Source organism: Xylocopilactobacillus apicola (assembly GCF_033095985.1).
In the GTDB taxonomy this organism is placed as follows: Bacteria; Bacillota; Bacilli; order Lactobacillales; family Lactobacillaceae; genus Xylocopilactobacillus; species Xylocopilactobacillus apicola.
The window spans coordinates 2200647-2215004 of sequence record NZ_AP026802.1 but is presented as its reverse complement, the minus strand read 5'-3'; the positions used below and the strand labels follow the sequence as shown (position 1 = coordinate 2215004).

The window sequence follows — 14358 nt, the reverse complement described above, 5'->3', positions numbered from 1 at the left end:
TTAAGAGAGATTTGGTTCAAGAGACCAGGTCTCTTTTTATTTTGGGAAAATGTAACAAAAAAATGGCGATTAAGCCCGACATCTTCCGATGTCAAGTTAATCGCCTTATTCCTGGGTAAATGATACTCTGATATCTAAAATCTAGCTGGATTATTAAAATTATACAAAAAGTATTGGATCACTTTATAAAACTCTTCAAGATCTAATTCCCCGATTTTCTCAGGATTTCGATCGCCGTTTTCTGATACATCTAAGCTAGCTACTTGGGCAATATTCACCTTGCTTCCTTCTTTTAGAAGCCCCTTCTCGATCGCATTATTTAACGGAACCAAAAATCTTCTTTCTTTGGGAGTTGAAGTGATTGGGCAAACTATTGCCAAACGACCATTTTGATTGTACTCGTTTCTACTAATCACTAACGCAGGCCGTCTTTTATTAATTTCGCTCCCTTTACTAGGGTCAAAATCGATGTAAATTAAGTCTCTTTCTAAGAATTTACTCACTGAGTTCACTGCCTCTTGGACGATAATCACGAGCGATGTTATCGGTGTCCATATCTTTTAAATCTTCAGCTGTTGCATCCGCATAAATATCTGGTACCTTAGGAATCAACGAAATATAGCCGTCAGCACCTTTATGTAAATAAAACTCTTGCCCTTCTTTAACATTTAAATCTTTGGTTAAAGAAATTACGATGGAACTTCCTACTTTTCGCGCCTTTACCTTTTGCATTTTGAAAACTCCTATATATCTTACGTATACCAGTATATATCAGCAGTGAGGTTATGGCAACTAAGACAGGCAAGACTCCTGACCCTGATATTCTAGCAATCCCCAAAATTGGCGAAGGCGTCAATATTTCTGACGTTTTAGGCACAGCTTTCTTCGGTAACCCGAATGAAGCTTATGCACAGCTTTATATCAATGGGTACGATAACGTTGCACAAAATGAAGAAAATATTATTCATGAATCTACCTCCAGCATTACTCTTATGGCTCAAAGCAAGATTACTGGCCGGAAAGCTACTGCCGTTTTCAAGCTTAACAATAAGACTTTCAACGTCTTGCCTGAGAAAGTTTTGCTAGAGAATAATATTGACAGCTCTCCTTCCTCTAAAGGTGAATGGGGTACTAGAAATTTTCCGGATTCTGAAGGTTCACCTCGTCTTGGTGATAGTACCGCTGGAACCTTTAATCAGCGTACTAACCTCAAGAATGGTTTGACTCAAGATCAACAGAAATTAATCGGTAGTGGTGGTTCTACTGCTTGGGTTGATCCTGATACTGGTTCTGGGACTATCGTGGTGCCGAGAGGTACTGATGCTGCTACTATCGCTAAGAAGATTAAAGCTCTCGGTTATCAGAGTAACTTCAATATCTCTAACGTTGCTCCTATGAAAGCTATTCATGGCGATAATGTGGCTGGTACTCTCGCTACTGATAAGAATTCTTACAACGCTTCTGGGGTAGTTGGCAGCGGACCTTCTTCCGTTACGTTTGGTGATAATTCTTTATCAAGTCTTAACCCTGATTTGAATGCCACCAGCATTAGTAACGATAATTTTAAACCTGCTGATGGAACTCCTGTAGATAACTACATCGGCGTAGCTGATCCTCGTTTGACATATGATCATACTTCTAACACAATTACCGGGGCTAATAATCTGAAGTCTGACTTCAGTAATTCACTCTTGTTTAATCCTTTCAATACCAACAACAAGGATGAGACCGGAATTGGTAAGGGTGGTTACAACAATGATGTTGCTAAAAAGATTCCTAATCAGGCTGACGCTCTTAATGGTAATACCGACACTCCTACGGGCGCTAGTTCTACCGGTAGAAATCAAGAATTTCAAGGCTATTTAGGAAATAAATCTTCAGACACTCCTGCCGGACCTAATCTTCATTTTTGGCCTGCGTTTGGTACTAATCTTGATCAAACGGTAGCATCTAATAGTACAAATACTATTGCTAATGGTTCTCAAGGTAAGGATGCTTATGGGGACAGCACTTATGCCTTCGGTGGAGCACCTGACGCTTTTGGTGGCGGGGATTCAATTTTTGATCCCGTTCCCCCTACTAATACACCTATGAAAGTTAAAGATAACAACAACGGTGTAGACGTAAAATTAGGTGATGTTGTTCACGCCTTTGAACCTAGTAGTGGAGTTAACAAAACTAAATCTCCATTTATGGTTCGTGAAGCTTGGGATGATACTCATTCTATCTTCGGAACTGCTCCTTTTACTGGTATGTCTGAAGAAACTATCAAGAATCAAATCGCCAATAATGGTTCTTTTAACAACACTTCTGGTGATGAGATTAAGAAGAGTTTCACCTTCACTATGCCTTTAAACAACACTGTTTTGAAGTCTTACCGGAATCCTTACAGTACTGTTATTTCTACCGCGCTGCCTTTTTCTAGAGGAGCTACTGGATTTGTATCAGGTGATGATTATGACGCTAATCCTTTGACTGCTGCTGGTCAGGGTGATCCTTTTGGTACAGGAGTAAACAATAATGTTGCTAATGATCCTTTTGATATGAACAGTTCAAACATTGGATTTAACGGTAAATACAAATATGAAGCTGATGGAACTCTAATAACAGGTATATCTGTTCCTACTAACCCTTGGTATGTTAATCACAAAACAGATAATTCCACTGTTGGTTATAATGACCAGATTAAAGATACTAAAGGAAATGCAAATATCAATATTAAAGGCAGTGGCAGTGGCAATGAGCATGCACAATCGCTGCATTTGAGCGATGTTACTTGGGAATCTAAACGTATCGGTGGCACAAGTACAAGCGGGGGTTCAGCTATTCCTCATAGTACTCTTGAAGTCAATATTGATGTTCCCTCAACGACCGACAAACTAGGCATTTATAATGCGAGTGATTTAGTAGAATTTCATGATCCAGCGTCGGGAGGAGTAACCTCAACCACAGGTGTCGATAATGCAGATGATGGCAAAACCAACAATAAATATAGTACTTGGATTGACGATATTGATGCTACTGGATCAGGTCTTAAAGGACGTAAAATAGATAATACAACAAGTGCACCATTTACTTCGCTTAAGGGCAACAGTAATGATGATACTAATTATGACAATATTTTAAGCGATGTTCAATTAAAAGCTGTCGACGACGCTAACAATTATGATAATTTTGCTAATAGAGACGATAGTAGTCCTACCAATTTAGCGTTTGTCAATCCAATTGGTAATGGCGATTTTGGATCACACCCATCATCCTCAAACGGGAGAACGGATGGTTGGTTAGTTGTTGATAGTAAAGTCCCTAATGGATCGACTTCCATTCCTGCTTATCAAAATAATCCTTTGTGGGGAAATCCGGGTGAACCCAGGTATATATCTTACCCAAATCACAGTATTATAACTTATTATAAACAGACACATACCGAAACACATAAACAGTTTGCTAAGAACGTCGGCTATGTCCTGATCAATGGAACTGGTCTTAGTGAAGCTCAAAGAACTAAACTTTCTACATATCAAATCCCTGGAGGAAAAGATAGTGGTGTAGCTAATATCTTAAATGGCGTTCAAAATAACGCAAGATTTGATGCTGTTGGCAATCGTCCGTTCATTTCGCCAGTAAATGATGATTTTAATTATCGTGGTGGATTACTGGGAGTTATGAGTATTCACGGCAACGAAGATAACCCTGGTATGGGAGTTAGTCCATCATACCCAGCTGGAGATACTGATGCTGTGAGTGGTGCAAAAAATTCTTGGGTTTCTCAGTCTTCAGACTTGGCGGGAAGCATATACAATAACTTTTTAAGAAATCCGATGCCTACTGTAGGCAACCCTGTATTTTTGAAGACCCCGGGACTTTTGACAAATTCTAGTACTGTCAGAGTAGATGGAAAAGGTCAGTTTGCTTCAGATACTGATTTACATTATGGTTTAGCTTGGAATGATTCTTCAGATTTACCTCAAGTGAAGATTAAACGTTCTTTGAATGTTCAGTATTTAGTTCCAGTATCTGTTGCTAGAGATGTTGCAACTACTTGGACTCAAGAGGTAAAACCTAGACGATATACTCTAGGGGGTGCCAATAATTTACATTGGGATAGATCTCAAAAAGCAGTTACAACTTATGACAATTATGAGCTATATTTAGGTGATGTTAAATTAGGAAACGTTGTCGACGGAGCTTCACAAGATGATGATAATAGGAATCCTATACGCACCCACGATCATAAGGGAACAAATTTAACAAAATTCAATGCTATTAATGCTGCTGATTCAAGTTTGACAAATCTCCGCCCAGTAAACAATCAGATTGCCTACACACGTATTGATCAAAGCTTCCCTCACTATGATTCTGAGTTATTTGACCAAGGTTCTAATACCAAGGCACTAACTGTTGATCGTGGTACAGGCGAAAAATTTGTTGGTACATCAACCGAAAAATCAACAACACCTGAAACAATCGGTACCTCAGATGATTATTCAATCGGTATTGTTAAAGCGCCAGATAAATTCTTTAACGTTGACGATAAAGGTGTCTTGAAACCAGGCGAAACTGGCTTCAAGACTTTACCTGAAAACGAAGGATATGTTAAAGGTTCAACTCAAAATGCTGCTGATGGCAAAAAAGGTATTAACAAGACCATGGACGTTGATGAAAATGACAACGGAATGGCAATCAGTGATCCTACAAGTTACTCAACATTAGCTGATGCTTACAACGTGAACATTTCAGCTGATGGCAAGGTTACTGCTAAAGATGACGATGAGAATTCTAAGTCTAATCAAGAAAACCGTGTTGCCCTTGTTCAACAATTAATGGACAATGGCGGTAACGCTAATGCATATTACTACATTCCATCATTACCTCGTCTTTATGAGAACTGGAACAAAGCACGTATCAATGTGGTAGTTTACGACAAAGCTGCAGTTCCTGCTCCTACTAAACAAGACACGAAACCATCATTTGCCACAACTGATGTTTCAAGAGGAAATGATCCGTTCAACGTTAAACTTCGTCCATACACCACTGTCTATGATGATGGTGCAGTATTGACTGAAGCAAACGTTCCTCAGAACTTCAAGAATATCTTGGCAAAGAGTTTAGTTGCGGGTAATCCTGATTACGCAAATAACACTGAGAAATTACAACAATTATTAGTGAATGCCTTCCTTGGTAGCTGGCAACAAAACAACGGCAGTTTCGATGAAACTGATACCGGTGCTGGCGTTAAATCACCACTATATCTATATGGCGGCTTTGGAATCAGTAACTCTGACTCTAAGAACTCATATGACAAGTGGCCAACAGGTTACGCAAATCCTGAAGATAATACTTCTAAGTATCACGAAGCTCTTACCAACTTCTCTGGTGACTTCTATCGTGGAGGAGCAGATCTAAAGGATGCGCAAGGAAATACAATCGCTAATACAAAAGTTCCTGCAAGTTCAATTAAGGTTGATATCAGTAAACTTGATTTAACTAAAGCAGGCAGTTACCCAGTAGTATATACTTACACGAATCCAAGTAATGATAAGGATACGGCAAGTATAACAGTACCAGTTCAGGTAACAGATCAATCAGCACCAGTATTTGCCTTCCAAGGTACTAATGATGTAACTATTAATGTGGGAGAGAACTTTGATCCAACAGCTTATAAAGTAGTTGGTTCATGGAATATCTTCAACAAGTACAATGGTGACTATGATCAATTAGTTAACTACGAAGGAATCGCTAAAGATAGTAAAGGTGATCCAGACGTAACCATCTCTGGTACAGTTGATACAACGGTTGCTGGTATTTATCAGTTAACCTATAAAGCTACTAATGCTTCAGGTATTCAAACCGTAATGACCCGCTATATTACAGTATTACCAAAAGAAGCACCATCTAGCGAATGGAGTATCTCAGACTACAACGGAGTAGGATATGTTAACTATGTTCCAGGTTATGGGATCAATGTCTGGAATGCACCAGCAGGTACATTTACAGGTCAAAGATTACAACATGGAACAGCTTGGAAAGTCTTCCAGAAGGCGACAAATTCAAAGGGACAAACCTTCTATAACGTAGGTAAGAACCAATGGATCGATGGACAGTATGTTTCATTTGCGCCAGTAACAGGTGGCATGGAGACATTAGATGGAATCGTAACCATCAAGTATGTCCCAGGCTACGGAGTTAACTTATGGAAAGACTCAAATACGACGGGCGGATACTATGAAGGACGTAAGTTACAAGATGGCACCGAGTGGAAGACATTTGGTCAGAAGAATGGCTTCTACAAAGTTGGTGAGAACCAATGGGTGCAGGGTGACTATGCTTCATACCGCGCTAAATAGATAGATAAGAGAGATTTGGCCCAAGAGACCAGGTCTCTTTTTATTTTGGGAAAAAGGGGTGTTTTTTGCGGTTTTATTGATCAACACCAAAGATCTAAGTTTGATAATCGTCTTCATAAATAGTATAGTAAAATAGCAAAAAATTTATTTATAAGGAGAAGAAAAGTTTGAAAAAGAAAAATATTATCTTTATTTCAAGCAGTGTCCTCGCTCTATCTATGGGGTTGATGGTTACTGCTCAAAATGTTGGTGCTGAGACTGCTACACCTTCTGTTAGTGAAAGAGGTAGTTTACCAAACACTCAGAACGGTGAAATTGTTAAAACTGGAGTCTCTGGCACTTGTAAATGGGATTACATTAAGAATGATGATAATAATTACACTCTTCAATTTCATGCGGGAAATTTGGCAGCAGGTGCGATCATTCCCAAAGATTTAGACAATTTATTTACGGGGACAAAAATTAGTTTTGATCCGGGAGTCGTTGCACCAGAAAATTGTTCTTTTATGTTTTATCGATTGCAAGAAGAAATTCAAAGCATTGATTTCACTAATTTCGACACGTCTAAAGTTGTTAATATGTCAAGTATGTTTGATAGTTCTTACTATCTGACCAGTCTTGATTTAAGCTCTTTTGATACTAGCCAAGTCACGGATATGTCAGGTATGTTTTGTAAATGCGACAAGATTCAGAGCTTAAATTTAAGTAGCTTTAATATGAGTAATACAAAGTACAGTGGTGGAATGTTTGCTGCTACTTTTGATCTAAATCACTTAGTATTGGGACCAAAGGTAAATTTGAATGATTCAGTTTCGTATGAGGATCTCAAAGTCCCGACTCCCGGAGAAATTGTGCCAGGGACGGATAAAGTTGTTACTTCTTCTAATTGGATTGCTACAAGCGGCTACGCTCAAGGAACGAGATATACTGGAATGGCATTATCAGGGATAACAAATCGTGATCAAGTGACAGTTTATGACTGGGACACGACACCAGTTAGTACCAATAATTATGAATCTAAGGCTTTCACTCGCACGATTAATGTTCATCAGCCTGATGGATCAGTCATATCCGAAAGGCAAACTGCAACAATTAAGCGTCTTGTTACCATTAATCCTGATGGTACTAGAACATACGGTGCTTGGTCTAAAGCTCAATGGAATCAATATCGACCACAAGAAATTCCGGGATATGAACCTGATCAAGAAGTGATTCCTGCACGGTCAATTGATTCCAACAGTGGGGATTCAACGGTCGATGTCTACTATGATGAAGTGGAACAAACCGTAAATATTAGCTATGTATATGGTGATACAGTAGTAGGAACTCAGAAATATACCGGTTACGTAGGTGATGTGATTACGCCAAATTATCACGCGCCACGCAAGTATGATATTGTTTCTATTCCTGAGGAAAGCATCACTATTGATGGTAGTGGGAACCAGATTGTGATTGTTAAAGTGGAACCAAAAATTACGCAAACTACTAGAACAAGAACGAAAGTAAGAACTATTAACATTCATCAACCAAATGGTGCCTTAAGAAGTTATCAGCAAACAGCTGTTGTTGCGCAAACTATTTACACTAATATGGTTACTGGTGAAAAGACTTATAGTGAATGGGGAACTTCCAAATGGGAAGAATTCAAGCTCCCTAAGTTTGAAGGATATCAGGCAAATCAAATTGTTCCAGCGACAATAGTGAATGCATTAACTGAAGACAATCTCGTTGATATCTTCTATCGAAAAATTTAAATTCTTTTTAACCATTAATGGCGGAAATTTTCAAAGATAAATTTGATATCATCCGATATTAGTACTTGCTGTACTTATTGAATGTTGACATCGAATTCGCAAATAGTATACTAAAATAGCAAAAAATTTATTTATAAGGAGAAGAAAAGTTTGAAAAAGAAAAGTTTTATTTTTATTTCCAGCAGTGTCCTCGCTCTATCCATGGGGATGATGGTTACTGCTCAAAATGTTGGTGCCGAAACTGCTACACCGGCTTCAGTTAGTGAAAGGGGTAGTCAGAACGGTGAAATTGTTAAAACTGGAGTCTCTGGCACTTGTAAATGGGATTACATTAAGAACGATGATAATAATTACACTCTTCAATTTCATGCGGGAAATTTGGCAGAAGGCAAAATTGTTCCTGAAGGAATTAATTTTTGGAATTGCAAAAATCTTAAAATTACTTTTGATCCAGGAGTGATTGCTCCAGAAAATTGTTCTAAGATGTTTTCTTACGTTAATGTTCAAAATGCGAGCGTTGATTTTAAGAATTTTGACACTTCTCATGTAACTGACATGTCATGTATGTTTAGTGGATCGATTTGCTTTTTAAATCTCGATTTAAGCAGCTTTGATACCAGTCATGTTACAAATATGGAAGATATGTTTTATAAATGTGGTAGTTTACAATCTCTAAATTTAAGCAATTTTGATATGACTCATCTACAGAACAATTCTACAGTATTTAGTGCCACTTGCAGTCTTAATCACTTGATTGTAGGACCTAAGGTAGATTTGAGCAAAGGAGCTCCATCTTATGGCACAATATTTGAAGTTCCTATGATTGGTACAACGGTCCCAGGCACTGATAAAGTAGTCACTTCTCGGAGATGGATTGCAACCAGCGGTTATAAGCAAGGGACAAAATATACTCCTGATGATTTAATGTCGTTGAAGGGACGAGATCAAGTAACGGTTTACGATTGGGATACTACGCCAGCGAGTGCCAATAATTATGAATCTAAAGCCGTGACTCGGACAATTAATCTGCACCTGCCTGATGGATCAGTATCAACAGATAGACAAACTGCTACAATCAAACGTTTAATTAATGTCAATTCTGATGGAACTATAACATATGGACCTTGGTCTAAGGCTCAATGGAATCAATATCGACCACAAGAAATTCCAGGATATGAACCTGATCAAGCAGTAATTCCAGCCCTGTCAGTGGACGCTTATTGTTGGGATACAACGATCGATGTCTACTATGACGAAGTGGAACAAACTGTAAATATTAACTACGTTTATGGCGATACCGTCGTCGGAACTCAGAAATATACTGGTTACGTTGGTGATGTGATTACGCCAAATTATCATGCGCCACGCAAGTATGATATTGTTTCTATTCCAGAAGAAAGCATTACTATTGATGGTAGCGGTAATCAGAGTGTGACTGTTAAAGTTGAACCTCGGATAACACAAAGTTCTGAGTCTAGAACGGCAGTCAGAACTATTAACATTCATCAACCAAATGGTGCCTCAAGAAACTACCAACAGGTTGCTGTAGTCAAAAGAACTATTTATACCAATATGGTTACTGGTCAAAAGACTTATGGTGAGTGGGGAACAGCCAGATGGGATGCATTTCCATTGCCTAACTTTGTAGGGTATCGTCCAAATCAACAGGTTCAAACTCAAGAAGTAGACTTTGTTACTCAAGATGATATTGTCGATGTTGTTTACCTCAAAATGTAAATCGAAATAACGAACTATATATACAAATATCTAATTTATATTAAAAAATTGTCCCCAACTCTGGTTGGGGATTTTATTTTTTGATTTTCCTCATAATTTTGGAAATAATTCAAACTGTCGAGTTCAAATTATTTCCAAAGTTGGATGCTAAATTGGTCTTTGAAAGCGATTTTATAAGCAGATATACTTTTCATTGAGGAGGGAAAACAATGGAAAGCCGGCTACCTGAATTATTCCGACTCATTTGTTTAAAACAAGAAAGTTTTACAATCGATAAATTAAGTGAGTTGTTTAATGTAACATCGAAAACTATTTTAGCTGATCTCGCAAAGCTCAATGATTTCCTTTCTAAGGCGGGCTTTAATGAAATTCTTGTTCGAAATAAAAAAGTTACGTATCCAGAGTCTATTAACGCATCATTCTTAAACATTTTACCTAACAAGAAAGATATCTTGTATTTGGATAGTAACTTCCGTAAGAGGCAGATTACGCTTGATGTATTACTGAATACCAAGAACTTAAGTATCTTAAATCTGATGGCAAAATATAGCCTTTCCAAAAACACAATTATTAAAGAGATCAGGGAAGTAAAGAAGGCTTTATCTAGTCAAGGAATTAAACTTCAGTCGATCCCATTTACGGGCTATGTGCTAGTTGGCGATGAGGAAACAATCAGGAAATTAATTGCTTCATTGTACCCAACCGCGCAAATAAATATATTTGACCAACTAGAAAATATTGAGCAGATTGAGAAAACAATCAGTATTATCTTTAAAACTCTTAAGCGCCACGTTTCTCAGAATTCGTTTGATCGAATCATTTCTTACTTTTGGGCAAGTTATGAAAGAACAAATCAGGGCTTCTTTATTGAGAATAATTTAGCAGTCCCTGATAAACACTATTTAGAAATCGAAACAATGACGGAAAATGAATCATTTAATAAATTGTTTCCTAATTGTGTTAAGCGACCTGCCGAAATGAATTATTTGGGAAATTTGATTGCTGAGGCCTCTTTAGCAGACATCAACGAAAATGTTGCTGATGACTGGCTGTTTTGGAATTTTATCACGATCGATTTCATCAAACACGTTGGAATTTTCTTTGCAGAACCATTTTTTGATCAAGACGAGAAGCTCTTTCAGGGAATTTTAACTCACCTTCGGCCCGCGTATAATCGCATACGCTCCCAGGAAGAATTAAATAATCCTCTTTACGAACAAATCGTAACTAAATTTCAAAATTTAAATTCAGCGGTAACTAAAGCAATTCCTCAGCTGGAATTGAAATTAGATGTTAAATTCAGCAAACAGGAGATATCTTTTTTAACCCTTTTCTTTGCTGCCTCACTTGAAAGGAAACACGTTAAGGTGCGAAAGCTTAAGAAGGTTATCGTGGTCTGCAATTCGGGGTTAAGCACTTCACAGCTCTTAAACAGTAAACTGCAGGGGATTTTTAAATTTAACTTTCTAGGAACTTTCAGTAAACGAGAGGCTGATAATTGGCTAAGAAGAAATGAGGTCGATCTCATAATTTCTACCATTGACTTCTCTTCAGAAAAAGCTCCAACGATCAAAGTTAATCCCATGCTTCCAACTCAAGATGTCGACCGAATTCAGAAAATTTCTCGAATTCCGCTTCATGAAATTAATATTGATGAAATAATATCGATTTTTACAAGACATGTACGCTTGTCTGAGCAGCAAAAACGGCTCGTCTATGTCGATTTAAAACACTTGCTACAAAATAATTTAAAGAAAGATGGTTATGAGCCTATGTTAACGGAAGTCTTGACTCCTAATACAATTAAAACAAAATACTTAGCTAAGGATTGGCAAGACGCAGTTAAAGAGTGCGGGAATCTCTTGGTTAAAGATGGAGATGCAACCAACAATTACGTCACGGCAATGATTCAAAATGTCAAAACTAATGGTAATTATATCGTTATTGCTCCAGGGATTGCGATGCCGCATGCTCGACCAGAAAAAGGTGCTTTAAAGATTGGATTTAGTCTGGTGACGCTACAAACGCCGATAAATTTCGGCCATCCAACTAACGATCCTGTCAAGCTGGTTATTGGCTTATGTGCAACTGACAATCAAAGTCACCTTTTGGCTCTATCTGAACTTGTAGAGCTTTTGGGCAACTTGAAAGTAGTGGAACAAATTAATCGTTGTCAAACAAGTGAAGAAATTTACAAAATTATTCGGGAGGGAAATAAAAAATGATTAAAATCGTAACAGTTTGTGGTGCTGGTGTCGGTAGTTCAATGATGGAACGGTTATTCACTCAACAAATATTGGACGGAGAAAATATTGAAGGAGTTGTCGATGCTTCAGATATTGGTTCGGTGGATCCTAATTCTTATGACATCGTTGTTACAACCTCAGACTTTGCTGATCAGCTATCTGAGACCAAAGCTGAAGTAATTAGAATCAATAATTTAATGGACAAAGATTATTTGAAGAAGGAACTATTAGCTGCGATTGCCAAAATAAATCAAAGCGAGGAGAATTGAAATGAAAATTCTGCTTTATTTTATAAATAATGTCCTTAGCCAACCCATCTTCATTATTGGTATTGTTGTAATTGTCGGCATGGCAGCTGAGAAGAAAAGCTGGGATAAGATCTTGCCCAGTACTCTAAAGGCAATTATCGGATTCACGATGATCAATGTGGGAGGCCAGACTTTAGGTACGGCACTTCTGCCGCTGCAGTTAATGATTTCAAGAATTTTTAGGGTTAAAGCACCGAATTTAACCGATATTGGTGCAACCCAAGCTTCCAGTTTAGCCTCAATCGGGACCGAAATGGCTCTAATTTTCGCATTAGGATTCTTGGTTAACATTCTATTGGCGCGATTTACGCCATTAAAATTCGTTCATTTATCGCCGCATGTTTCATTCTTTTTCGCCGGAATGATTGCAGCACTGCTCAAATTCAATACCAAGCTAACAATTGTACCGCTCGTGTTAATTGGCGCAGTAATTTTAGGTCTGTATATGACATTATCTTGTGCTTATGTAAATATCCTAATTAAACCAGTCAAAGGAGCCGACGGCTTTACTCTAGGTCATTCTAGCTCATCTGGCTTGTTAGTAGCTTCGATTTTAGGGAAATTTCTCGGAAACAAAGATCATGACTTGGAAAAAATGAAGATTCCTAAGAAACTAAATTTTCTAAGAGAAATGACCATTGCTTTAACGATTGTGATGACTCTTTTATTCTTCTTTCTCGGACTATTTTCAGGCAACGGCTGGATTATGCAAAATGTCAGCGGCGGCAAAGACATTGTTGTTTTTAGTATCACTAAAGGGGTTGAGTTTGGAATGTGGATTACAGTTATTATTACTGGAGTCAGAATGATGTTAGCTGAAATCATTCCAGCATTTCACGGGGTTGCTGATAAGCTGATTCCAAATGCGAAACCAGGTTTAGATGTTCCGTTACTATTCCCTAATTATCCAACTTCAGTAATCGTTGGATTCTTATGCAGTTTAACCACGGGATTAATTGGGATGTTAATTCTGGGAGCGGCCAACTATCCGGTGATTGTCTTTCCGGCTTTGATTCCAACTTTCTTTACTGGAGCAGTTACCGCAATTTTCGGCAACGCTCATGGCGGAACCAGAGGAGCAATTCTGGGATCGTGCGCTAATGGATTCCTTTTAATCTTCGGTCAAGCATTGCTATTACCGCTGGTCGGCAGTTTTGCGCCAATCATGCGAATCTTAAGCGAAACTGACTACTGTGTTTATGGTCCAATCCTGGGATTCTTTCTTAAAGCAATCGGTGGTGCTTAATGACAATGCCGATCTTCTTCATTCCAATTAACTACCCGGAGCGCAAAACATTCTTTCAATTAATGGATTTACTAGCAGCCAATCATGTTAAGACAATTGAATTAGGCATTCCCGTAACAAACGCATACCAAGACGGACCTTTAATTCAAAAGATTAATAGGTGCTTATTGCAAAATGGATTAACTATCAACGATATCAGCGATACGTTGAAACAAATTAAACAAAATTATGAATTCAAAATTGTGATTATGACTTATTATGAAGGGATTCAGCAATTACGATTTGGCCAGCTGGATCACGCTTTATACGATGCGATCCTTTGTGTCGATCATGAGCTGCCAAAAGAAATTTATCCTAATATTGTTTCGATCATTTCACCAGGCTTATCCTTAGAAACTATTCGACAAAAAGTTGAGCAGTCTAATACTTTTATCTATTTAACCTCCTCGAATGCCAAGACTGGCTCGTTGATCGATCTGAAACATGCTCCTTACAAAGAAATTATTCTGTCCATTAGACAGATGACCTCACTTCCAATTTATGTTGGATTTGGAATTAAAAACAATGAAGATGTCCAACGAGTCATAGAAAATGGAGCTGACGGATCAATTATTGGTTCACAACTACTGAAGCACTATGAAACTCAAGGTCTACCAGGAGTAAGTCAGTACTTACAAACTTTTTAAAGCACAAAAATAGCGGTTAGCTCTGTTCTTGAGT

General features: G+C 38.0%; 9 protein-coding genes. 7 read left to right on the top strand and 2 right to left on the bottom strand.

The genetic code is table 11. The features are described 5' to 3' along the window. Nucleotides 1-134 precede the first annotated feature (134 nt). Nucleotides 135-503, bottom strand: coding sequence for a type II toxin-antitoxin system PemK/MazF family toxin (locus R8495_RS10890; protein WP_317635481.1), 369 nt, complete (start codon nt 501-503; stop codon nt 135-137). Continuing rightward, nucleotides 496-732 (bottom strand): type II toxin-antitoxin system PemI/MazE family antitoxin, encoded by a 237-nt coding sequence (gene mazE, locus R8495_RS10885; RefSeq protein WP_317635480.1) that lies wholly within the window; start codon nt 730-732, stop codon nt 496-498. Before mazE ends, R8495_RS10890 begins: the two co-directional genes overlap by 8 nt. 53 nt (nt 733-785) lie before the next feature. Here mazE and R8495_RS10880 point away from each other — a divergent pair, with 53 nt between their 5' ends. The 7 genes from R8495_RS10880 (at nt 786) to R8495_RS10850 (ending at nt 14324) form a co-directional block, all read left to right on the top strand. After that, nucleotides 786-6347, top strand: coding sequence for an immunoglobulin-like domain-containing protein (locus R8495_RS10880; RefSeq protein ID WP_317635479.1), 5562 nt, complete (start codon nt 786-788; stop codon nt 6345-6347). A 167-nt stretch (nt 6348-6514) separates the two neighbouring features. Next, nucleotides 6515-8101, top strand: a complete 1587-nt coding sequence (locus R8495_RS10875; protein WP_317635478.1) for a mucin-binding protein — start codon at nt 6515-6517, stop codon at nt 8099-8101. 150 nt (nt 8102-8251) lie between these two features. Beyond that, nucleotides 8252-9838: a mucin-binding protein gene (locus R8495_RS10870; RefSeq protein WP_317635477.1), complete on the top strand. Its 1587-nt coding sequence runs from the start codon at nt 8252-8254 to the stop codon at nt 9836-9838. A gap of 209 nt (nt 9839-10047) precedes the next feature. Next, on the top strand, nt 10048-12063 hold the full coding sequence (locus tag R8495_RS10865) for a BglG family transcription antiterminator (protein ID WP_317635476.1): 2016 nt from the start codon (nt 10048-10050) through the stop codon (nt 12061-12063). Then, entirely contained in the window at nt 12060-12353 is a 294-nt protein-coding gene (locus R8495_RS10860; protein ID WP_317635475.1) for a PTS sugar transporter subunit IIB, read from the top strand. The genes R8495_RS10865 and R8495_RS10860 overlap by 4 nt, the downstream gene beginning before the upstream one ends. A gap of 1 nt (nt 12354) precedes the next feature. Beyond that, nucleotides 12355-13638 (top strand): PTS ascorbate transporter subunit IIC, encoded by a 1284-nt coding sequence (gene ulaA / locus R8495_RS10855; RefSeq protein ID WP_317635474.1) that lies wholly within the window; start codon nt 12355-12357, stop codon nt 13636-13638. Beyond that, complete coding sequence (locus tag R8495_RS10850; protein ID WP_317635473.1) at nt 13638-14324, top strand: tryptophan synthase subunit alpha; 687 nt, start codon at nt 13638-13640, stop codon at nt 14322-14324. The genes ulaA and R8495_RS10850 overlap by 1 nt, the downstream gene beginning before the upstream one ends. The last annotated feature ends 34 nt before the right edge of the window (nt 14325-14358 follow it).